The following is a 22,292-nucleotide window of genomic DNA, read 5'->3' on the forward strand; positions in this document are numbered from 1 at the left end:
GATGTTGAACATTGGTAAATATACGTTTGAGTCCAGATTGTTGCTCGGAACAGGCAAGTTTTCCGATCTGGAAGTGCAAAGTCAGGCTGTGGAAGCATCTGAAACGGAAGTTTTAACCTTTGCTGTTCGTCGTCTGAATCTGGAGGAACGTAATCAGAAGCATTTCCTGGATACGTTGGATTTGAACAAATACACACTTCTTCCGAATACGGCGGGGGCTTCCAATGCGGAAGAGGCGGTGCGGATTGCTGAGCTTGCGCGGGCTTCAGGACTTTGTGATATGATAAAAGTCGAAGTCATCGGAGATGGAATGACGTTACTCCCAGATCCGATTGAAACGTACAAGGCTTGCGAAATTTTGCTGGAAAAGGGCTTCACGGTATTGCCTTATATTTCAGATGATGTCATTCTGGCCAAAAGGCTGCAATTGCTTGGCGTACATGCTGTAATGCCTGGCGCTTCTCCTATCGGAGCTGGCAGAGGCATCATCAATCCCTATAACCTTGAGATCATCATTGAGCAGGCCGTTGTACCTGTGATTGTGGATGCAGGGTTGCGCTCCCCAAAAGATGCTGCTTATGCGATGGAACTTGGTGCCGATGGCGTGTTGTTAAATACAGCCGTATCCGGATCAGGGGATCCAGTGAGCATGGCTAAAGCGATGCGATTGGGGGTAGAAGCGGGTAGATTGGCATATGAGGCAGGCATGATTCCCGTAAAGCGTTATGCAGCAGCCAGTAGTCCGGTGGAAGGAATGGTTCATACATGACAGATCAATTAACATCTTCCGAGCAGGCCGATCGTTATTCCAGACAGGAACGGTACGCGCCACTTGGCAAGGAAGGCCAGGCCAGATTAAAGGGCAGCAGAGTTTTAATTGTAGGCGCTGGCGCACTCGGAACAGGAATTGCAGAAACGTTAGTTCGTTCAGGAGTCGGACACTTAACGATTGTGGATCGTGATTATGTGGAGTGGAGTAACCTGCAGCGGCAGCAATTATATGTAGAACAGGACGCGCTTGAGCGGATACCGAAGGCAATGGCGGCGGAAAAACGTTTATCTGCCATTAATTCCACGGTTCATGTGGAAGGGAAAGTGTTGGACGTCAGAGTAGATGAGTTGGAAGAACTCGTTCAGCATACAGACTTGATCATGGATGCAACGGATAACTTTGATACCCGACTACTTATTAATGATATGGCACAGAAGCACGGTATTCCCTGGATTTATGGTGGATGCGTAGGTAGTTATGGTATTACCTATACGTTTATGCCCGGAGATACGCCATGTTTAAATTGTTTGCTGGGTGAAGTCCCTCTGGGTGGAGATACCTGTGATACGTCTGGCATCATACCTCAAGCCGTACAGATGGTAACGGCGAATCAGACCGCAGAAGCGATGAAGTTACTTAGTGGCAATGCAAATGCATTGAGACGTAAGTTATTGTCATTTGACGTGTGGAGGAACGAATACATATCCATCAATGTGGATGGTGCGAAAAAGCAAGACTGTCCTTCCTGCGGTACTTCGGCAACGTATCCATATCTTTCTGCGTCCAATCTGGAGAAAACAGATGTGTTGTGTGGCAGGGACACCGTTCAGATCCGACCTGCAAGGCGCATGAATATTGATCTTCAACATACAGCGGAACGTCTGGATAGACTTCAAGAAGGAAAAGTGGAATCCAATCCGTTTCTGGTTTCTTTTACAACAGGAGTCCATAGAATGGTCATTTTCCAAGATGGACGTGTCCTCGTACACGGAACAAAAGACACAGCTGAAGCACGTACGCTCGTCCATCGTTACTTTGGTTAAAGCAAGAAAGAAGCAAAGTCTGTTCCCTTAAGGGAATGGACTTTTTCATTTTACGGCATGCTATCTGTACCAACCATTGCTGCGAGCAGTGGGGATAGAGACAGGCCGGGTGAAAAAGAGTGAAAACAGCCATTTTGCTGATTGGAGCAGGAGAGCAGGTCAGCCTTATTCAGGATGTTTTATGTAGCGAAGGGTATGAAGTGCAACGAATGGAGTGGTCTGAACTAAATCGATCCGTCGAGCCTTCGTTGTTGCATATTAACCTGATCATCCTGGTAGACCGGGAAGAGGGGACGAAACATTGTGGCCAGGATCAGAAATTAGAATTAAAACGATGGTTAGATAAAGGTCAGGTTATACCTCTACTGGTTATTACTTCAAATGCATCTCCTGAGTTCATCGTGGAATGGCTGGATTATGGAGCTAATGACGTGATGGAGGAACCTATCCACATGACCGTAATGCTTGCCAGAATACGAAACTTATTGCGTGTTTTTGCGAATGCAACACCAGAGGGCGAAGAAGTAATTGTAGTTCATGATCTTAAAGTGAATTTGCGTTCAAGACGGGTAAATCGTGCGGGTGAATACCTGACATTAACACCAAAAGAGTACGAATTGCTGGAATTTCTGGCCCTGCATGTGAATGAAGCATGTACCCGGAGTGATATTTTGCGGGAAGTATGGGGATATGAGTATGCGATGGATACCAACGTTGTGGATGTGTATATCAAACATCTGAGGGTTAAGGTGGATAAGGGAAGAAGTGTGAAACTGATTCATACTGTGCGTGGGATCGGTTATATGTTGCATGATAAAAATTAGATTACTAGGTTAGTTCCATGAATCACCAGTTTAGAGTGTGGAAAAAAGAGGGTAAAAATAAAAGACCGGATAATACCCCCGGTCCTTACTCATTAGCTATGATGTGAATCTAAAGTACACGACGAGCTTTAACATACGTTCTCTTCCAAGTACCAGAGTCCAGATCAGAGAGGGTTACGCCTGGAGATCCGTACGTATGCAGAATCTTACCATTTCCCGCATAAACGCCTACGTGCGTGACATTGGAACCGGTAGAACGGCTACCACTGGAGAAGAATACCAGGTCGCCGACACGCAGATTAGCTTTAGACACAGCTTTACCTTCTTTGGATTGTTTCACGGAAGTGCGCGGCAAATCTACACCATACTTTTTGAAAATATATTTCATAAAAGAAGAGCAGTCAAAAACTTTGGTTGTTGTAGTTGAAGCACCAAATTTATATGGAGTTCCAGTAAATTGTTTACCATAGTTAACAATCTGTTGACCTGTGGATACAGAAGCAGTTGCTGCCTGTGCAACAGGTGCGTTAGTCATTAATACAGCTCCAAAACCTAGTGTAGCGCACAACCCGACGGTTACGGCCTTTTGGACAAAGATGTTTGTTTTCATGTTAGTTAGTACCTCCAAAATTCGTTTTCGTTAAGTTGCTAGAGCGAGTATAACAGCTTTGTAACAGCCTAGAAATTGGATAGGGGAGTGTAATCCCTTGCGCCACAATGGTTTGGGTATGTTTATTAAAATATGATTAAAAATGTCAAAAAATTAATCATTGACGGATGGAGAATAATGATGAAACAACAAAGACCCTTGAATATCAAGGGTCTTTATTATGTGTGAACCTATTTTCTTCATTGAATCACTGGTTACAAAAACGTAATAAATAACTATAAAGCATACGAGTAGATTCAATCTTTGCTCTGAATAATCAGTAATAAGCCGCTATCGATAGTGACTGTGCCTGAGGAGCCTAAGAGCTGGTTGCTTACACCCAAGGATTGTCCCATGCGTATGGTAGCTTGATCTAACGGATACATAAAACCATCTAGAGATATTCCTGTAACTTCATGAGTCAAGGGGAGCAGAGAAACATATTTATACTCACGGTGCTCAACCACAGCTTTGGATGTGGTCAGTGTCATGTAGTTGTGCTTGTCCTGAATGGCACAGGAGATATGATGCTGCATCGCGCGAACCATGATATGTACATTGGCGAGTGTGTGATCCATACGTGTACCTGTAGCACCTAACATTAAGATGTGAGAAGGTTCGTAATCTAGCGCTGTCTCAAAAGCCATTTCTGTATCAGTAAGATCTTTATGAACAGGGTCACATGTAATGAATCGAATGCTATTGTTACTTACAATAATACGTTCCTCTTCATTAATGGAGTCGAAGTCACCAACTGAAATGTGTGGCTGAATGCCGTGTTCAATTAAAAATAATGCACCGCGATCGGCCGCGATGATCATATCATCTTCTCGTATTTCCTGAAGTAATTCTACAGATAAGTTTCCGCCTGTAAAAATAATAATCCGTTTCGCCGTCATTTTATTTCATCCTTCCTAATTCAGAGAAAAATAGTCCATTGTTCAAATATAATGTTGGAACCTGTACAAATATATTCACCAAACCAGTATAATCCACAAAATGTGGTTGCACAATTTCAGTGCTCGCGGATACAATGGGTAGAGCGACATGGAGATGACTTGAAAAGTGAGGTTTGAACAGGTTGGACTTACACATTTTTGAAGTATTCAGCATTATAGGCACTATCGCATTTGCAATGTCCGGTGCCTTCGTGGCAATGGAAGAGGAGTATGACATTCTGGGTGTTCTAGTGCTTGGACTTGTCACGGCATTCGGAGGCGGGATTATCCGGAATGTACTTATAGGTATACCTGTAACGACACTGTGGAGTCAGGGATCACTTATTATGTTAGCCCTAGTATCAGTAGCGATTGCGTTTATATTACCTCTCAAGTGGATTAGTCACTGGAAGCGAACAGAGGCGCTGTTTGATGCAATCGGACTCGCAGCATTTGCAATTCAAGGGGCGCTCTACGCGGCGAACATGGGACATCCTATTAGCGCAGTTATCGTTGCAGCAGTAATGACCGGTATTGGTGGAGGCGTTATTCGTGATGTGCTTGCTGGACGTAAACCGCTTGTATTGCGTGACGAAATCTATGCTGTATGGGCAATGACAGCCGGTTTTGTTATAGGTATGGGCTGGTTAACAACGAATGCTGGATTATTATTTTGTTTTGCGGCCGTTGTGTTCTTCCGGATGTGTTCTGTACATTATAAATGGAAACTGCCACGTCGTTCGCTCGTACCATCTGAGACCGGAAACGTCAGTCCTCAGCCGGAGAACATTGTGACACAGCCAACATCGTCGGTACTTCAAGGTACGTTAAGCAAGGGGGATTAATATGATTAATGTTTTGTTTGTATGTCTGGGCAATATATGTAGATCACCAATGGCTGAAGCCGTTTTGCGTCACAAAGTCCTGGAGAAGGGGCTTGAACACCAGATTCGTGTGGACTCTGCGGGTACAGGGGACTGGCATGTTGGTAAACCTCCGCATGAAGGGACGCGAAAATTGCTTGATTCGTACCAGATTTCTTATGCCAACATGGCAGCAAGACAGTTCGCCAGCGAAGACTTTACTCAATTTGATTACATTGTGTGTATGGATAATTCCAATGCAGATAATGTGCGCAACGTTCCAGGCGGAGCTGAGGCGGACATCATCAAGTTCATGGACATGCTTCCTAAGGAAAAACTCAGAGAAGTACCTGACCCATATCACACAGGCAATTTTGAAGAGGTGTACGAGCTGGTTAACGCAGGCTGCGATGTTCTGTTGAGTAAGATTGAAGCGGAACATTCCTTAGCCTAAAAAGTAAACGGAATTCATGCTTAATTTGTAATTGGACAAAGAAGCAGGATTAGAGCACTTAAAGCAAGCAGGATATCCTGCTTCTTTTTCAGGTTACAATTGTAAGCGGTATCATTAAAATGAAAAAAAATAGCGGCATTTCAGCCGCTTGTTAAAGTGGTCCTTTTATCTTTCCTGGAGAAAATAAAGTAATGCTTCGGGCAATTCCTTCTGCCAAAAACCCCATTGGTGTTTTCCGTCTTTCTCCTGATAGGAGACGAGGGCACCACGCTTTTCCAGTAATTCTCGAGTATCCCGGTTTAATTGAACAAAATCATACGTACCCGTGTCTGCCTCGAAATCAGTCTCTTGCAAGCCAACAATCATCCAGATCGAGAGCCAAGACAGATCTTCAGCTGCGGCATAGATCTCCTGTGAAGCAGAGTAGAAGGCACCAGACATGCTGATCACACGTGTAAACAGATCCGGATATAACAGAGCAAGATGAAGCGAAACACTGCCACCGAGCGAGTCTCCGGCAAGAATGCGTTCCTGCGGAGAACGGCGCACAGGATATTTCTCTTCTATATAGGGAATAATCTCTTCAGCGAAGCAAGTGGTATATGCCTTGAACCGATCTCCAAATGGAGCATATTCCTGCGTTCTCACAGACACATCGACCTGAACCCCTACAATAATGAAAGGTTCGGCTCCTTCGTCCAGAATAATTTGGTTAGCTGTTGTAGCAATTCGTCCGAAATTAAAAAATTCTTCGCCATCCTGACAATAAACGACAGGGTAGCTAAGCAATTCGTTATAGCCCGGAGGAAGGTAAATACGGAGCGTTCGCTTCTCTCCGAGATAGCGACTTTCAATCTCTTCCTTCACAATCGTGCGTTTCAAATAGCGGGAATCCGTCATAAAACGTCACCTTTCTCGGTTAATTTTTTGCATTCGACCGCGCAATACGGTAAGATTACCCTTGTGCGGGGTTAGGTCAAACACGCAATCATGTATTATGCTGTTATACCAATATTAAGCCCCTGTTATACATACAATCCGGCAGGAAACATAAAAAAATTACGGATTTCTTTGACGTATGGAGTGAAACAGGTGTATAATAATATTATAACAGCGGAACTTGATATTCAAATTTTTTGTTGAGGTGAAGAAAAAAATGAGCAAGGTTCCTTATGAAGTGTATACAGAGGATGTAGAAGCTCTGTCCGTGCTGTCTCCTGACGGCGAAATTGTTAACAAAGACATGATGCCTACACTTTCCGATGATCAATTAAAAGAAATTATGTACCGCATGGTATTTACCCGTACTTGGGATGACCGTGCAGTAAACCTTGGCCGTCAAGGTCGTCTTGGTTTCTATGCTCCAGTATCTGGTCAAGAAGCGACAATGGTTGGTAGTGAATTTGCAATTGAAAAAGAAGACTTTGTATGTCCTGGCTATCGTGACATTCCGCAACTCGTATGGCACGGACTTCCTCTTTATCAAGCATTCTTGTACTCCCGTGGACACCAACATGGTGGACAAATTCCAGATGGCGTTAATGTATTGATGCCACAAATCATCATTGGTGCACAAATTCTGCATGCAATGGGTATCGCTATGGGTTACAAATTGAAGAAACAAAAACAAGTTGTTATCACGTACACAGGTGATGGCGGTTCTTCTGAAGGTGACTTCTATGAAGGTCTGAACTACGCTGGTGTATACAAACTGCCTGTTATCTTCTTTGTACAAAACAATGGTTATGCCATCACTACTCCTTTTGCTAAACAAACTGCAGCTCTTTCCATCGCTCACAAAGCGGTAGCAGCAGGTATCAAAGGTGTTAAAGTTGACGGTATGGACATCTTCGCTGTTATCAAAGCTGTTCAGGAAGCTGCTGAGCGTGGACGTAACGGAGAAGGCGCAACATTGATCGAAGCAGTAACTTACCGTTTCCGTCCTCACTCCCTTTCGGATGATGCTTCCAAGTATCGTACAAAAGAAGAAGAGGCAGAATGGTCTGCTAAAGATCCTATCGCACGTTTCGCTAAATATCTGGAGAAAAAAGGTCTTTGGACTGAAGAAGATACGGCACGTGTGAAAGAAGAAGCAAAAGCTAAAGTAAATGAAGAGATCAAAAAAGCGGAAAAAACCGAGAAAATGACGATTTCAGGCTTGATCGACAGCATGTTCGAACAAACGCCTAAGCACTTGGAAGAGCAAAAAGCTGATTTCCAATAAGTTTTTTCCGATAAAGCATAAACATCCGCGACTTTAATGTCCCGGTATACATGTACGAATTCAAATGTGAACTGTCAATGTTTAAGGAGGAAATGAAGCAAATGGCACAAATGAACATGAAAGAAGCAATCCGTGATGCGCTTCGCGTGGAGTTGAAACGTGATCCTAACGTTCTGCTTTTCGGTGAAGACGTAGGTAATGTAGGCGGTGTTTTCCGTGTAACGGAAGGTCTGCAAAAAGAGTTTGGCGAAGAGCGTGTATTTGATACACCATTGGCTGAGTCCGCTATTGGTGGTCTGGCTGTAGGTCTGGGTGTACAAGGCTTCCGTCCGGTTGCTGAGATCCAATTCGTTGGTTTTATCTTCGAAGCCCTTGACCAAATGGTAGTGCAAGCTGCTCGTATGCGTTTCCGCTCCGGTGGAAAATACAATTCTCCAATCGTATTCCGTACACCATTCGGTGGCGGCGTAAAAGCGGCAGAATTGCATACAGATTCCCTGGAAGGTCTGCTCACGCAAACACCAGGTATCAAAGTCGTAATTCCTTCTAACCCTTACGATGCAAAAGGTCTGATGATCGCTTCTATTCGCGATAACGATCCTGTATTCTTCATGGAGCACTTGAACTTGTACCATGCTTTCCGTGCAGAAGTGCCTGAAGAAGATTACGTTGTTGAATTGGGCAAAGCGAACGTTGTTCGTGAAGGTTCTGATGTAACGATCATTACTTACGGTATGATGGTTCACACTTCTGTGAAAGCAGCAGATGAACTCGAAAAACAAGGAATCAAAGTTGAAGTTATCGACCTTCGTACGGTTAGCCCGATCGACATCGATACTATCGTTGCTTCCGTTAAGAAAACAAACCGTGCAATTGTTGTACAGGAAGCTCAAAAGAGCGCAGGTGTTGCAGCTGAAGTCATTGCCCAAATCAATGAAAAAGCAATCCTGCACTTGGAAGCTCCGGTTCTGCGTGTAGCTGGTCCGGACACTGTATATCCATTTGCACAAATCGAAGATACATGGCTGCCTAACCCGGCGCGTATCATTGCTGCGGTTAACAAAGTCGTAAATTTCTAATTTAATCATCTGACATGCCGCAAGGCGCAGTATGGTGATTCACACCGCAGCGCAAGCTGCACTGTAAACAGCCATTAGCCCCTTGAGTAACAGTTATTTGCATTAGCAGTAACAGTTGTTTCTTGGAGTTAAGGGTTGTTTTCAGGATTGAGCACATAATCAAGGAGGTTTTTCAGTTGGCTAAATTTGAATATAAATTCCCTGAATTGGGCGAAGGCCTGCACGAAGGCGAAATCATCAAGATGCACATCAAAGTCGGTGACAAAGTAACTGACGACGACATCATCATGGAAGTACAGAACGACAAAGCGGTTGTAGAAGTACCTTGTCCGGTTAACGGAACAGTTACAGAAGTATTCGCTAAAGACGGTCAAGTCTGCCACGTTGGTGAAGTTGTAGCGATCATCGATGCAGAAGGCGAACTTCCTGAGCAAGACGACGCTCCTGCTGGCGATCAAGGCGAGCAAGAGAAAGATGCAGCTCAAGGCGGAGCTGACACAAGCGGTTCTTCTGCAGCAGCTTCCAGCTCGGATGCAGCTAAAGAAGGCGGCAACAACAGCGTTCCGGCAGTACCTGCCAAAGACGTTCTGGCAACACCAAGCGTGCGTAAATTTGCTCGCGAACAAGGTGTAGACATCGCTCAGGTTAGCGGCACTGGCAACAACGGTAAAGTAACCAAAGAAGATGTTGAATCCTTCAAAAACGGTGGCGGTTCTTCCGCAGCGGCATCTTCCGAAGCTCCGGCTCAAGAAGAGAAAAAATCCGCAGCAGCAGCTGCAGCTGATCAACACGTTGAAGAAGAGCGCGTACCATTCAAAGGTATCCGTAAAGCGATCTCTAATGCAATGGTTAAATCGGCTTACACAGCACCTCACGTTACAATCATGGACGAAGTGGACGTAACTGAATTGGTTGCTTTCCGTACTCGCATGAAACCAATTGCAGAGAAAAAAGGAACAAAAGTTACTTATCTGCCATTCATCGTTAAAGCACTGGTTGCGGCTTCCCGCCAATTCCCGGCTCTGAACGCTATGATTGATGAAGAAGCTAACGAAATTGTTTACAAAAAATACTACAACATCGGTATCGCTACAGATACAGACAACGGCTTGATCGTTCCTGTTATCAAAGATGCTGATCGTAAATCCATCTGGATGATTGCTGATTCTATCCGTGATCTGGCTGCTCGTGGTCGTGAGGGCAAATTGAGCGCGAATGAAATGAGAGGAAGCACAATCTCCATCAGTAACATCGGTTCTGCTGGCGGTATGTTCTTCACTCCAATCATCAACTTCCCTGAAGTTGCTATTCTCGGAACAGGACGCATCAGCGAAAAAGCAGTGATCAAAAACGGCGAAGTAGTTGCAGCACCTGTAATGGCTCTTTCCCTGAGCTTTGACCACCGTATCATCGATGGCGCAACAGCACAAAACTTTATGAATTACATTAAACAGCTGCTCGCTAACCCTGAGCTGCTTGTTATGGAGGTGTAAGATATGGTAGTAGGCGACGCTTCTCTCAATATCGACACATTAGTAATTGGTGCGGGTCCTGGCGGCTATGTAGCTGCCATCCGCGCTGCTCAACTGGGCCAAAGCGTATTGATCGTAGACAAATCCGAACTGGGCGGTGTTTGTTTGAACCGTGGATGTATTCCATCCAAAGCCCTGATCTCTGCTGCACACCAATATGAGTCTGCACTTCACGGTGAAGCTTTTGGTATCTCTGCTGAGAACGTAAAAGTGGACTTCAGCAAAACTCAAGAGTTCAAAAACGGCGTTGTTAAGAAAATGACTGGCGGCGTAGCTGGTTTGCTCAAAGGCAACAAAGTTGAAGTTTTCAACGGTGAGTGCATGTTCATCAACGAAAACGAAGCTCGTGTATTCAATGACCACGAGTCTCCACGTTACAAATTTAAAAATGCAATTATTGCAACAGGTTCCCGTCCAATCGAACTGAAACCTTTCCCGTTCGGCGGACGCATTCTGTCTTCGACAGAAGCTCTGAACTTGCCTGAAGTACCAAAAAGCATGATCGTTATCGGTGGCGGATATATCGGTGCTGAGCTTGGTCAAATGTACTCCAAATTCGGTGCGAAAGTAACAATCATCGAAGGTTTGGATACAGTACTGCCAGGTTTCGATAAAGACATGACTAGCCTCGTGGCTAAAAACATGAAGAAAACAGGCATCGAAATCGTAACGGGTGCAAAAGCTGAAAGTGCTGAGCAAACGGATAAAGATGTAACTGTTAAGTACTCTGTAAATGGTGAGTCCAAAGAAGTAACTGCAGATTACCTGCTGGTAACTGTTGGACGTCGTCCAAACACAGATGGAGAACTGGGTCTCGACATGATTGGTGTTGACGTTGACGAGCGTGGATTTGTCAAAGTTGACCACCAAGGTCGTACCAGCATTCCTCACATCTTTGCTATCGGTGACATCGTATCTGGTCTGGCTCTGGCACACAAAGCTTCTTATGAAGGTAAAGTGGCTGCTGAAGCAATCGCAGGACAACCATCTGTAGTTGACTACAAATGTATGCCAGCTGTTGTGTTCACAGATCCAGAATGTTCCAGCGTAGGTTACACTGAAAAAGAAGCTAAAGAAAAAGGTTACAAAGTAAAAGCAGGCAAGTTCCCTTATGCGGGTAACGGCCGTGCTGTATCTTTGAACCACGCTGAAGGCTTCGTGAAAATCGTAGCTGACGAAGAAAGCGGCCTTGTATTGGGTTGCCAAATCGTAGGTCTGGAAGCTTCCAACTTGATTGCTGAGCTTGGTTTGGCAATTGAGATGGGCGCTACTTTGGAAGATCTGGCTCTCACAATTCACGCTCACCCAACTTTGGGCGAAATCGTGATGGAAGCTGCGGAATTGGTTATGGGTCACCCGATCCACATCATCTCCCGTTAAGATCATCTAAGTTTCGGATCCGTCCGGCATTATACGTATATCAGAAGAGACGAATGACGTTAACGCGTTATTCGTCTCTTTTTTCTGAGCAAGAGTCGAGAAATATAAGATACTCGTGTATGTGATATGATGAAAATTTACACGCTCATAAGTTTCAGTGAATTGATTTTATCCAACAACTCAATTGTGGTACACTGTAGTAATGATCAGTCATGATGTGGCTCCAAGCCAATCACGGTCTATATATTTAGTTAAACTAACCTTTTACACGAGAACGTAGAGGACAGAAAAAACCTGAAGAAGCGGAGCTAAAAGCTTTCTGAAGGAAAGCTGCATCGGAAGCATACGCTTTGACTTTATCACCGGATTTTACCTTTGGAAAAGGAAATCAAAAAATTTTGGGGATAACAGCGATCGGAAGGTTGTTCTGTCATCGGAGTGGTAAGTGTAAATATTCTTTAGTTTAGTACGAAAAAAAGAGTGAGGGGATATCAACATGAAAAACTACCTGGATTTATTGCAGGATATTCTGAACAACGGCGTGCATAAAGGAGACCGTACAGGAACGGGGACACAATCTGTATTTGGCAGACAACTCCGTTATGATCTCTCCGAAGGATTTCCGCTGGTAACAACCAAACGAATTCATCTCAAATCGGTTATTCATGAACTGTTATGGTTTTTGAGTGGCGATACCAATATATCTTATTTGAAAGAAAACGGTGTGAAGATCTGGGACGACTGGGCGGACGAAAATGGGGATCTCGGTCCGGTATACGGCTCGCAGTGGCGTACATGGGAAGCGCCAAACGGAGAAAAAATTGATCAGATCGCTGCAGTCATTGATTCGATCAAAAATAATCCGGATTCGCGTCGTCACCTTGTCAGTGCATGGAATGTGGCTGAGATCAACAATATGAAACTTCCACCTTGTCATTTTGCGTTTCAGTTTTACGTTGCAGAGGGTAAATTATCATGTATGCTTACGATGCGTTCCGTGGATACGTTCCTCGGGTTGCCGTTTAACATCGCGAGTTATGCGCTCTTGACTCATATGATCGCCCAGCAATGTGATCTGGAGGTAGGTGATTTCATCTGGTCTGGAGGGGATGTTCACATCTACTCTAACCATGTTGATCAGGTTAAGACTCAGCTGGAGCGTGAACCTTATGCTTTACCTAAGCTGGTAATCAAACGTAAACCGGATTCTATTTTTGATTATAAGTTTGAAGATTTTGAGTTTGAGAACTATCAGCATCATCCGGGCATTAAAGCTCCAATTGCAGTTTAATTATGTGTTCAATCTCGACAAGAGACTTGGATTGAAGGAGTGTATTACCCTTGAGTATTGAATTGGTATGGGCAATGGGGGAGAATGGTGTGATCGGATTAAATAATTCGATTCCATGGCGTTTACCCAAGGATATGGCCTTTTTCAAACAACGTACGCTGAACAAAACAATTATCATGGGACGTAATACGTGGGAATCTTTTGGTGGTAAGCCGCTTCCTCAGCGTCGTAATATCGTAGTGACAAGAGATCTGAACTACAAGGTGGAACAGGCTGAAATCGTACATACGATTGAAGAGGGGCTGAGTGTAACCAAAGGTGAGGAACTGTGCGTAATTGGGGGTTCCCAAGTGTATCGTGAGTTCCTGCCACTTGCAGATCGTCTTGTGGTGACAAAAATTCATGAGAATTTTGAGGGAGACACGTTTTTCCCTGAAGTGGATTGGTCCGAATGGGAACTGATTGAACAGATTGAAGGCGAACAGGATGAAAAAAATGTTCATGCGTATACATTCGAATTTTACGAACGTAAACGGTAAATGTGGCATAAGAAATTCCTGACTTCGGTCGTATTTGTATGATGAGAGGGCGCTGATTACGAAATATTCGTGAACAGCGTCTTTTCTTTATAAAAAAAATGAGTCACTTGTTTAAACTGGAATACATATAACATTAATATCACATGAGTGATTGGTATTTATGTATATTATACATACGGCCAAGCATTAAACAGTAAAAAAGTGTAAAAGTTTTGGGGTTTTAACGTTGTGAAGCCCTAAAACAGGTCTGATATTCGGAATTGAGAACGATTTATAGCAAAATATGTTGGATTTGATGACAAATTATCTGACATTCACTTAACGTTTCGACCTTTTATTTCTTTAACACACACCAGATTTCGCAGTTCAAAATCACATTTAACACCAAAATAAGGGTATTGACCATGGGTAGACTTGAAAGATATGATGTATAAAATACAAATAATTATGCGGATAATCCATTTAATATTCAGCACAGTAAATGCTACTATAATTGAAATATCTTCGAGAAGATTTTGTGATACAATAGACAAAAACTCAAGTAATGAGTAATCCATTTCATATAGAACCATGCACATGAAGGGATTAAGACAAGAACGGATGGGGGAAAACGTAAGATGTCTACACCTACTGGATTTATGGAATACAAACGTCAACTGCCAACAGATCGTGAGCCAGCGGAGCGGATTAAGGATTGGGAAGAGTTTCATAAACACATGGCTGAAGAAGAGCTCAGAACACAAGGTGCACGATGCATGGATTGTGGTACCCCGTATTGCCATACAGGTATAGATATGATTGGTGGCACGTCAGGTTGCCCCGTGCATAACCTGATTCCAGAATGGAATAATCTTGTATATCGCGGACTGTGGAGAGAAGCACTTGAGCGCCTTCACAAAACGAATAATTTCCCAGAGTTTACAGGTCGCGTCTGTCCAGCTCCTTGTGAAGGATCATGTACAGTTGGCTTAATCGGTCAGCCTGTAACCATCAAAACGATTGAAGAAGCAATTATTGAAAAAGGTTTCGAAGAAGGATGGGTCGTTCCCCAACCTCCTGAAAAACGTACGGGTAAACGTGTAGCTGTGGTAGGCTCAGGTCCAGCGGGATTAGCTACTGCGGCTCAGTTGAATAAAGCAGGACACTCGGTAACCGTATATGAGCGTTCGGACCGTGTCGGCGGATTGCTGATGTACGGTATCCCAACGATGAAATTGGATAAAAACGTAGTTCAACGTCGTGTTGATCTGCTCGAAGCAGAAGGCATTCAATTCATTACGAACACCGAGATTGGTAAAGATATTTCAGCACAACAACTGGTGGATGAATATGACGCTGTTGTATTGTGCGGTGGTGCAACGAAGCCGCGTGAATTCAATATTGAAGGCAGCGACTTGAAAGGCGTTCATTACGCAATGGATTTCCTGAATGGCAGTATTAAGAGTTATCTGGACTCCAATCTGGAAGATGGTCAATATCTTTCCGCTAAAGATAAAGATATTATCGTCATTGGTGGCGGTGATACAGGATCTGACTGTGTGGCTACATCGCTGCGCCATGGTTGTCGTACGATCACTCAATTCGGTACGCATACACAAGCGCCTATGGAGCGTGATCGCATTAATAATCCTTGGCCACAATTCCCGAACGTATACACACTTGATTATGCGCAAGAGGAAGCCAAAGCGTTGTTTGGTCAAGATCCGCGTGAGTTCTCCATCATGACAACGAAATTTGTCGGAGACGATGAGGGGAACCTCAAAGAATTGCATACAGTACAGATCGAGCGTATTGTGGATGAGACTGGTCGCAAGATTTATCAGCCGATTCCAGGTACAGAGCGTGTATTCCCGGCTCAGATGGCCATGATTGCCATTGGTTTTGATGGACCGGAACAAACGTTGGTAGAGCAACTGGGACTTGCAACAGATCGTCGCACAAACGTTAAGGCACGTTACGGCAAATACAACACCAATGTGGATAAAGTATTTGCAGCAGGTGACATGCGTCGTGGTCAAAGCTTGGTTGTATGGGCAATTAATGAAGGCCGTGAGGCTGCTCGTGAAGTGGACAAATACTTGATGGGTGCTTCGGTTCTGGTGTAAAAGTATAGAACAAGATATCAATGACAACCTTCGCGATCAGCGAGGGTTGTTTGCTGTTATTTTAACCAATTTGACTACATATTTCATGTAAGTGTGAGCAATATCATTGCTTTTTAAGTGATAAAGATTTATTATTATATTATAATGATTATAAATAAGGGTTAACTGAAACCATGAATCCGTACGATAAAAGTAAATTTCAATGAATATAAATCGGAGGTGCGACCTGCTATGGCAAGTAACCGGGACAAGTCCATTTCAGAACAGATCTTTCACATTAAAAATCAATTGGTTGAAAAGGGATATAAGTTAACACAACAACGGGAAGTTACTGTACGTGTATTGCTTGAACATGAAAAGGATCATTTTAGCGCAGAGGAAGTATTTCTGCTGGTTAAGGAGCAGTTCCCTGAGATTGGATTGGCTACCGTATACCGCACTCTCGAACTGCTGAGTGACCTTCAGGTCGTTGAAAAGATTAACTTTGGTGACGGCGCTGCGCGCTTTGATCTGCGAAGTACAGACGGTTCCCATCATCACCATCATTTGATCTGTACAGAATGTGGTAAAGTGGAAGAGATTATGGAAGATGGTCTGCTTCGTTTGGAACAACAAATCGAGCGTCAGTATGGCTTTGCTGTTACGGATCATCGTCTGGATTTCCAGGGTGTGTGCAAAGAGTGCAGACAAAAGCATGTATTAAAGGAGCAGGCAGCAGGATAATTCATTTCGGGAAGGTGCTCCCGAATCCAAAATCTGATATAATGAGTTTCAGAAGCAAGGGGCTTCCGTCGGCGGAATGCCCCTTTTTGCCGTCATGCGGACGGTGAAGGAGGAGAGATGGACGGATGAAGACACTGGTTATAGCGGAAAAACCCGACATGGGTCGAACCATTGCCGCCGTCATAGAACCAAAGGCCAAGAACAATCGCACGTATCTGGAGGGTGAACATTACATCATCACTTGGGCGATAGGGCATTTGCTTGGACTGGCTGAACCGGATGCCTATGATACAAAGTACAAACGCTGGAATATAGCGGACCTCCCGATCATACCCGATCAGTTCAAGATTGTACCCAATCCGAGGACTAAAGATCAGCTTAAAATGATTGGAGAACTGGCAAAACGGGCTTCAGCGATCGTTAATGCTTGCGATGCAGGGAGAGAAGGTCAGTACATCTTCGCCCTCATACAACAGCAATTGAAGCTGCGTCAGCCTGTAAAGCGTTTATGGATATCGGATCTGACGGCAGAGAGCATTAGACGTGGTTTTGATGGTCTGAAGGATGCCTCTGAATTTGAAAATCTGACCCATGCTGCTCGCGCCAGAAGTGAAGCTGATTGGCTGATCGGGATGAATGCCTCGCGGGCGTTTACAACCCGCCATAATGCATTGTTGTCTGTAGGCCGTGTTCAGACGCCGGTACTCGCGCTAATCTACGATCGGGAAATCGAGATTGAAGCGTTCCAGTCACAGACCTTTTATGAAGTAGCCGCCTGGTTTCGGCAGGAAGGTGTCGAGTACCGGGGACTGCGTCAGGGAGATAAGTTGACCGATGCGGAGGCAGCAGAGGCCATTGCAGCCAGTGTGAAGGGCAAGACAGGGCAGATTACCAAATACGAAGCGAAGCAGACGAAGGAGTATCCGTATCGTTTGTATGACCTGACCCTTTTACAGCGTGAAGCCAATGCCAAGTTTGGATATGGTGCCAAAAAAACACTGGATATCGCACAGGCCTTGTATGAAAAACACAAGGTGATTTCGTATCCGCGGACAAACTCCAACTATGTTACAGAACAGAATATTGAAGGTATGCACAAAACACTAAACCTGCTTAAAAATGGTACCTATAGTGAGCTTGCGCAGGGGGCCAAGCCGGAGCTTGTTCATAAGAATAATAAAGGGGTATGTAATCCGAGCAGGGTTGAGGATCACCATGCGATCCTACCTACTTTGAAGCGACCAGGTACCTTATCCAAGGATGAGCAGAACATCTATGATTTGATTGTCAGACGTTTCTTGTCTCACTTTTATCCTCCGGCAGAGTATAAGCAACATACCGTGCTCACCGAAGTGGAGAAACATCAGTTTAAGACATCTGTCAAAGAGCTGTTGTCCCTCGGATGGAAAGTGGTTCTCGGTTCTGGAGATCAGGAACAGGGCGGTGCAGGCAAGAAGAAGACCAAGAAAAAAGGCAATGAGGAAGAGGAAGCTGAAGAGTGGACGGACAAGGCTTTTAGTGTGCAACCTGAATTGCCTGTTCAATGCACGAAGAGTGAGTTCAAGGAGAAGGCGACCCAGCCTCCCAAGAGTTATACCGAGGGAACATTGCTGAAAGCGATGGAGAGTGCAGGCAAGCAGATCGAGAATGAAGAGCTGCGAGACGCGATGAAAGATAGTGGCCTGGGTACTCCGGCTACACGTGCGGCTACAATTGAACGCCTCAAAAACGTAGGTTACATTACGCTGCAAGGGAAGAAAATGCAGTTAACGCTCAAAGGCAGAACAGCTATTGAGTTGATTCGTCGCGCGGGTGTAGATCTGTTAACTTCACCTGAGATGACCGGGCAATGGGAAAGAAGATTATATCAGATTTCCAAAGGTGAGGCGGGTCAGGACAAGTTCATGGAGAACGTCAAGAAATTCACCTTGTCCATCATTGAGAAAGTGCGTGTACAAGCTCCTGCTCCAGCAGATGCTTTTGGGGAAGATTCGCGTGGAGGCAGGGGGAAAGGCAAGGGAGCCAGAACGCAGGCCGGCAATACAAGGACATCAGCCAAGACGGCTAGTGGCGGTTCAACTGTAAAAACATCCCGTCAGACTTCGGCATCTTCATCGAGAGTTGGCAGTGGGAAAAGTACGACCACCAAGGCGCCGTCCTCAAGTGCGAGCCCATCGGGAGTGAGAGAGTTACTGGCACCTTGCCCCTCTCCTGGCTGCACGGGTCAGATTATAGAGGGCAAGAAGGGTTATGGATGCTCACGTTTCAAGGAAGGCTGTTCATTTGTGGTCTGGAAAGAGTATGCAGGCAAAAAAATTACCAGTACGATGTTAAAATCGCTGATTGAGAAGGGGAGTACACAAGTACTGTCGTTTAAAAGAAAAGACGGGAGTACGGTGAAAGCACGTATTATTTTGCAGGACGTAGTAACAGGCAAATTATCTGGTGAGAAGCAGGATGCTTGATCTTAGTTAACAGTTAACATACAGCAAAAGGACCCTTATCCAAGGGTCCTTTTCTGTTGCTGCTGTTGTATATTTTCGTGTATGACTTTTGGTACCTCTTCCAGTGCAGTGATGGTATACATCGACGTTTCCGGATTAGGCTGAAGTTCTACGATGTTGTATTGCCATTCATTCGGTTGTTTGATATAAATGCTGTGAATTCCGGCTTTTACCGCAGGCATAATATCTGTGCGTAGTGAGTTGCCAATCATCCATGTTGCACGACGATCAAACGGACCATTAGACAGAATGCCTTCCAGTGCCTCGACGTTTTTGTGTTGTCGGATATAGATCCGATCATCAAAATAAGCCGAGAGTTTCATCTGATCAATCTTGCGCTGCTGAATCACGGTTTCGCCGCCGGTATATAAGTAGAGGGAATGTCCAGCACCCTTGAGGTTTTCAAGCGTTTCAACCATATGAGGGTAGGGTTCAACCTCCTGATCGTACACACTCATACCCAACTTGCTCAGATAAGATTCTTCTCTGGGAGAGGTTAATCTGGCAAACTTGCCGGAGAAATAACGATAGGTATCAATCAGGGATTGCGGGAAATGATGACTCGCAAAACCAAGCTTGTTCACTCCTGTTACATCGATCTCCAGCTGTTTTTCCCGAATCTCTTGTGTTGTCAGAGAATGTCCATCAAACCACTCTTGCATATTCTCAAAGAATTCTCCCAAAATCAGGTTGAAGTATTTGTTGCAATATACGAGTGTATCATCAAGGTCAAACAAAATATGTTGTTTCATTATTTTCATGATCTAACTCACTCCTTGTAGCCAGTAAATCCACAATGGTTCAACTAAATTAAATGCGAATATAGGATTCCAGGAACATATTTAATTCAGATACGCCATCCGGCCGAATACTGTATTTCTCTTTACGGTTACTTCCGAGCAGATGGGTCCGTAGCAGACCTGCGATGCGTAGCGCCATCACCTGATCTTTGACCGTGTCTTCGTCTTTACCCAATTCTTCACACATCTCAGCGAGGGATTTGGGTTCATCCGATACGTAACGAAGCAGGCGAAGTCTTTCGGGATCAGCTAGCGCATGGGTAAAACGTAAAAGACATGTTGGTGGCTGGTCTTCGTTCTCTTCAGGTGCATCTACGGGATACTGCATAATCATCATACCCTCATAGAAGCAGTACATATTAATAGGACGATTGTGCACCGTTGGGAAGAGGATGACTTCGTTCAGTCCCGGCATCGGTTCAACAAGAACGCCCGCTGTAGCATATTCAATAAGCAGTTCAGAGCCCATTTTATCAAGCAAAATGCGTTTTTCTTCGGCATCTTCTTCCAGCCACACACGCTGATCTTCGCTCATATTCTGACAGTAGTGTTCATCCCATAGTCGCAATAATGGGACATAGCTGTTCCGAATGCGCGTAGATTCTTCTATTGTAAGAGCCGGCAGAAGAGGAGACACACGTGCAAACAGGTCTTCCGCTGTCATTCCGGCAAGCATGTCCAGGAAATCACGATTCTCCGATGTATCATTTTGATAGGCTGCCCATGCAAACAAAACATCAAAATCATCAAAAGGCCAAGTGGCAGCAGGTGCGAGCGCAGCTCGTACATTGGAACTTAGTTTGCCTTCCACTTCCAGAATCCATTCAGGACCAATATCCAGATGCTGAATCCATTTTTTCGTGACATAAACCAGAAAGCTATTAAGCATTTCATATATCGGTGAAACATCAATTTTCACATGATAAGCCATATTGTTGCAGAATCCTCCCGTCACATCTAAATGTACGCAGCGACTTAAGTACGATTAGTGCGTGTTCAAAAAGTCTGGTTTTCAGTACCAAGAAGATGGAATGAAGATAGAAATGGAGTAGCGGAGCGTAGGAAAACTACGTGAGCAACGCACATTTCTGCTGAATTTCATCTTCGAAGCTGATGATGCCACTAGGCATGATTCGTAATCAAAAGTGAACTTTTTGAACAACCTCTATTATGGCTTGTTTTGCAGGGCGTTGTCCACTATAATGTTCAAGTCCGGGGCAAAGCCCTGATTCAAGAATAGCAGTTTAAAACCATATGTATAACATACAAAAGTCGTCAGCGATGGCGATTTTTCTTTGTGTGCTCGCAGGAGGAATGAATTAGTGTCATCGATTACTCGTCCCAAACTATCACACTCGACAGCCAACTATCTCATTTTGATTACGGTTATTGTGGTGGCGGGAATAAGTCAGGGGCTTTTGCTGCCTGTGCTTTCGATTTTTTTGGAGCAAAAAGGGGTTTCACCAGGTTTAAACGGATTAAACGCCGCCGCGTTGTACATTGGCTCTTTTGCCATGACTCTCGTTGCGGAACGGTTATTGGGAGCATTAGGGTTCAAAAAGCTGATTGTAGGTGGCCTGATATTAGTCATGGTCCCTTTAATACTATTTCCGTATTTACCAGATATTAAAATATGGTTCATATTGCGTCTGATCGTTGGAATAGGAGACAGCGCACTTCATTATGCGGCTCAACTATGGGTACTGCTTGTTACTGCACCTGAAAAACGTGGACGCTACATATCACTCTATGGCATGTCCTACGGTCTGGGATTCAGTATTGGTCCGCTGGGAATTAAGCTGCTTGGCTTCGGTGATGCTGTCCCTTTCTGGGTCTTGTTCATCTGTATTGCAGCAGTGCTTATACTGGTATTAATGAAGCTTCCAGATACGAAACCAGAAAAAGCAGAGCATGGCCAACTGCCGGAACGTCGCTTCCGTCGTAGTCTGACATGGGCTTGGTATGCACTTTTACCGGCACTCTTATACGGATATATGGAAGCGGGTATGAATAGTAACTTCCCCGTGTATGGGCTGCGTATTGGATTCGATACCAATCAGATTTCGTCGTTGCTTCCTTTTATCGGGATTGGAGGTTTGTTCCTTCAATTGCCTCTCGGAATGTTAAGTGACCGATATGGGCGGAAGAAGATATTGATGTTTGCGGGTATCAGCGGGGGAATCATCTTCATGCTGGTTCCTGTGGCAGGTACGCATTTCTGGTGGACGCTTGTATTGTTAACAATTGCAGGTGGCTTGGTCGGCTCCTTTTTCTCACTGGGCCTGGCCTATGCCGCAGACATTTTGCCTAAGGTGTTGTTGCCTGCAGCCAACGTTGTGGCATCCTTTCATTTCACGATTGGAAGTATTATTGGGCCGAATCTGGGTGGTCAGATGATCAACTGGATTTCACCCGGAAGCATGTTCACCTTGCTCGGAATCCTGTACCTTCTTTTCGGCGTGGCAGGTATATTATTTCGTCGTAAACCTGAGTTCGAATCTGTGTTAAAATAGAAGCTGGTGTTCGCATGGAAATTGATGTCCATTTCCGAGTACACTAGTGGTAGGGAAAA

At 44.6% G+C, this 22,292-nt stretch carries 20 protein-coding genes; 15 read left to right on the forward strand and 5 right to left on the reverse strand.

Features of this window, described 5'->3' with window-relative positions; translation table 11 throughout:
- Position 1 precedes the first annotated feature (1 nt).
- The 3 genes from C170_RS20385 (at position 2) to C170_RS20395 (ending at position 2,639) form a co-directional block, all read left to right on the forward strand.
- Positions 2-769, forward strand: a complete 768-nt coding sequence (locus tag C170_RS20385; RefSeq protein ID WP_036613964.1) for a thiazole synthase — start codon at positions 2-4, stop codon at positions 767-769.
- Positions 766-1,815, forward strand: a complete 1,050-nt coding sequence (locus C170_RS20390) for a ThiF family adenylyltransferase (RefSeq protein WP_036613639.1) — start codon at positions 766-768, stop codon at positions 1,813-1,815. Before C170_RS20385 ends, C170_RS20390 begins: the two co-directional genes overlap by 4 nt.
- A gap of 119 nt (positions 1,816-1,934) precedes the next feature.
- Positions 1,935-2,639, forward strand: coding sequence for a response regulator transcription factor (locus C170_RS20395; protein ID WP_051447319.1), 705 nt, complete (start codon positions 1,935-1,937; stop codon positions 2,637-2,639).
- A 109-nt stretch (positions 2,640-2,748) separates the two neighbouring features.
- Here C170_RS20395 and C170_RS20400 read toward each other — a convergent pair whose 3' ends face one another.
- A complete protein-coding gene (locus C170_RS20400) occupies positions 2,749-3,249 on the reverse strand; it encodes a C40 family peptidase (RefSeq protein WP_036613641.1) in 501 nt (166 codons plus the stop codon).
- A 296-nt stretch (positions 3,250-3,545) separates the two neighbouring features.
- Positions 3,546-4,187, reverse strand: coding sequence for a thiamine diphosphokinase (locus C170_RS20405; RefSeq protein ID WP_036613643.1), 642 nt, complete (start codon positions 4,185-4,187; stop codon positions 3,546-3,548).
- Between the two features lie 182 nt (positions 4,188-4,369).
- Here C170_RS20405 and C170_RS20410 point away from each other — a divergent pair, with 182 nt between their 5' ends.
- Together C170_RS20410 and C170_RS20415 are read left to right on the forward strand one after the other, a co-directional pair.
- Positions 4,370-5,071 (forward strand): trimeric intracellular cation channel family protein, encoded by a 702-nt coding sequence (locus tag C170_RS20410; RefSeq protein ID WP_036613646.1) that lies wholly within the window; start codon positions 4,370-4,372, stop codon positions 5,069-5,071.
- A 1-nt stretch (position 5,072) separates the two neighbouring features.
- Entirely contained in the window at positions 5,073-5,543 is a 471-nt protein-coding gene (locus C170_RS20415) for a low molecular weight protein-tyrosine-phosphatase (RefSeq protein ID WP_036613648.1), read from the forward strand.
- Positions 5,544-5,708: 165 nt separating this feature from the next.
- Here the strand turns inward: C170_RS20415 and C170_RS20420 are convergent, their stop codons facing one another.
- Positions 5,709-6,443: an alpha/beta hydrolase gene (locus C170_RS20420; RefSeq protein ID WP_036613651.1), complete on the reverse strand. Its 735-nt coding sequence runs from the start codon at positions 6,441-6,443 to the stop codon at positions 5,709-5,711.
- Positions 6,444-6,699: 256 nt separating this feature from the next.
- Here C170_RS20420 and pdhA point away from each other — a divergent pair, with 256 nt between their 5' ends.
- From pdhA to C170_RS20465, 9 genes are all read left to right on the forward strand, one after another.
- Positions 6,700-7,767: a pyruvate dehydrogenase (acetyl-transferring) E1 component subunit alpha gene (gene pdhA / locus C170_RS20425; protein ID WP_017688072.1), complete on the forward strand. Its 1,068-nt coding sequence runs from the start codon at positions 6,700-6,702 to the stop codon at positions 7,765-7,767.
- Between the two features lie 101 nt (positions 7,768-7,868).
- On the forward strand, positions 7,869-8,846 hold the full coding sequence (locus tag C170_RS20430) for an alpha-ketoacid dehydrogenase subunit beta (protein WP_036613653.1): 978 nt from the start codon (positions 7,869-7,871) through the stop codon (positions 8,844-8,846).
- 176 nt (positions 8,847-9,022) lie between these two features.
- Positions 9,023-10,339: a dihydrolipoamide acetyltransferase family protein gene (locus C170_RS20435; protein WP_036613655.1), complete on the forward strand. Its 1,317-nt coding sequence runs from the start codon at positions 9,023-9,025 to the stop codon at positions 10,337-10,339.
- A gap of 3 nt (positions 10,340-10,342) precedes the next feature.
- Positions 10,343-11,758, forward strand: a complete 1,416-nt coding sequence (gene lpdA / locus C170_RS20440; protein ID WP_036613658.1) for a dihydrolipoyl dehydrogenase — start codon at positions 10,343-10,345, stop codon at positions 11,756-11,758.
- Between the two features lie 496 nt (positions 11,759-12,254).
- A complete protein-coding gene (gene thyA, locus C170_RS20445) occupies positions 12,255-13,049 on the forward strand; it encodes a thymidylate synthase (RefSeq protein ID WP_036613661.1) in 795 nt (264 codons plus the stop codon).
- 50 nt (positions 13,050-13,099) lie between these two features.
- On the forward strand, positions 13,100-13,588 hold the full coding sequence (locus C170_RS20450) for a dihydrofolate reductase (RefSeq protein WP_036613663.1): 489 nt from the start codon (positions 13,100-13,102) through the stop codon (positions 13,586-13,588).
- Between the two features lie 617 nt (positions 13,589-14,205).
- A complete protein-coding gene (locus tag C170_RS20455) occupies positions 14,206-15,693 on the forward strand; it encodes a glutamate synthase subunit beta (protein ID WP_036613665.1) in 1,488 nt (495 codons plus the stop codon).
- Positions 15,694-15,924: 231 nt separating this feature from the next.
- Positions 15,925-16,416: a ferric iron uptake transcriptional regulator gene (fur, locus tag C170_RS20460; protein ID WP_036613667.1), complete on the forward strand. Its 492-nt coding sequence runs from the start codon at positions 15,925-15,927 to the stop codon at positions 16,414-16,416.
- 125 nt (positions 16,417-16,541) lie between these two features.
- Complete coding sequence (locus C170_RS20465) at positions 16,542-18,881, forward strand: type IA DNA topoisomerase (protein ID WP_036613668.1); 2,340 nt, start codon at positions 16,542-16,544, stop codon at positions 18,879-18,881.
- 35 nt (positions 18,882-18,916) lie between these two features.
- On the opposite strand, the gene C170_RS20470 is transcribed toward C170_RS20465, so the two are convergent.
- Together C170_RS20470 and C170_RS20475 are read right to left on the reverse strand one after the other, a co-directional pair.
- Positions 18,917-19,681 carry an HAD family hydrolase gene (locus C170_RS20470; protein ID WP_036613669.1) on the reverse strand — a complete coding sequence of 255 codons (765 nt, stop codon included), beginning with the start codon at positions 19,679-19,681 and terminating at the stop codon, positions 18,917-18,919.
- 49 nt (positions 19,682-19,730) lie between these two features.
- The gene (locus C170_RS20475; protein WP_036613670.1) at positions 19,731-20,651 is read right to left on the reverse strand and encodes an ArsR/SmtB family transcription factor; all 921 of its coding nucleotides are present in this window, start codon (positions 20,649-20,651) and stop codon (positions 19,731-19,733) included.
- Between the two features lie 391 nt (positions 20,652-21,042).
- Here C170_RS20475 and C170_RS20480 point away from each other — a divergent pair, with 391 nt between their 5' ends.
- Positions 21,043-22,233, forward strand: a complete 1,191-nt coding sequence (locus C170_RS20480; protein WP_051447320.1) for an MFS transporter — start codon at positions 21,043-21,045, stop codon at positions 22,231-22,233.
- Positions 22,234-22,292 lie beyond the last annotated feature (59 nt).

This window comes from Paenibacillus sp. FSL H7-689, assembly GCF_000517905.1.
GTDB classification, from domain to species: Bacteria; Bacillota; Bacilli; order Paenibacillales; family Paenibacillaceae; genus Paenibacillus; species Paenibacillus amylolyticus.

Bases quoted from the DNA above. Each gene is read 5' to 3' on its own strand.
- C170_RS20385 (WP_036613964.1), top strand. From the start codon at position 2: ATGTTGAACATTGGTAAATATACGTTTGAGTCCAGATTGTTGCTCGGA.
- C170_RS20390 (WP_036613639.1), top strand. From the start codon at position 766: ATGACAGATCAATTAACATCTTCCGAGCAGGCCGATCGTTATTCCAGA.
- C170_RS20400 (WP_036613641.1), bottom strand. From the start codon at position 3,249: ATGAAAACAAACATCTTTGTCCAAAAGGCCGTAACCGTCGGGTTGTGC.
- C170_RS20405 (WP_036613643.1), bottom strand. From the start codon at position 4,187: ATGACGGCGAAACGGATTATTATTTTTACAGGCGGAAACTTATCTGTA.
- C170_RS20415 (WP_036613648.1), top strand. From the start codon at position 5,073: ATGATTAATGTTTTGTTTGTATGTCTGGGCAATATATGTAGATCACCA.
- C170_RS20420 (WP_036613651.1), bottom strand. From the start codon at position 6,443: ATGACGGATTCCCGCTATTTGAAACGCACGATTGTGAAGGAAGAGATT.
- pdhA (WP_017688072.1), top strand. From the start codon at position 6,700: ATGAGCAAGGTTCCTTATGAAGTGTATACAGAGGATGTAGAAGCTCTG.
- C170_RS20430 (WP_036613653.1), top strand. From the start codon at position 7,869: ATGGCACAAATGAACATGAAAGAAGCAATCCGTGATGCGCTTCGCGTG.
- lpdA (WP_036613658.1), top strand. From the start codon at position 10,343: ATGGTAGTAGGCGACGCTTCTCTCAATATCGACACATTAGTAATTGGT.
- thyA (WP_036613661.1), top strand. From the start codon at position 12,255: ATGAAAAACTACCTGGATTTATTGCAGGATATTCTGAACAACGGCGTG.
- C170_RS20455 (WP_036613665.1), top strand. From the start codon at position 14,206: ATGTCTACACCTACTGGATTTATGGAATACAAACGTCAACTGCCAACA.
- fur (WP_036613667.1), top strand. From the start codon at position 15,925: ATGGCAAGTAACCGGGACAAGTCCATTTCAGAACAGATCTTTCACATT.
- C170_RS20465 (WP_036613668.1), top strand. From the start codon at position 16,542: ATGAAGACACTGGTTATAGCGGAAAAACCCGACATGGGTCGAACCATT.
- C170_RS20470 (WP_036613669.1), bottom strand. From the start codon at position 19,681: ATGAAAATAATGAAACAACATATTTTGTTTGACCTTGATGATACACTC.
- C170_RS20475 (WP_036613670.1), bottom strand. From the start codon at position 20,651: ATGGCTTATCATGTGAAAATTGATGTTTCACCGATATATGAAATGCTT.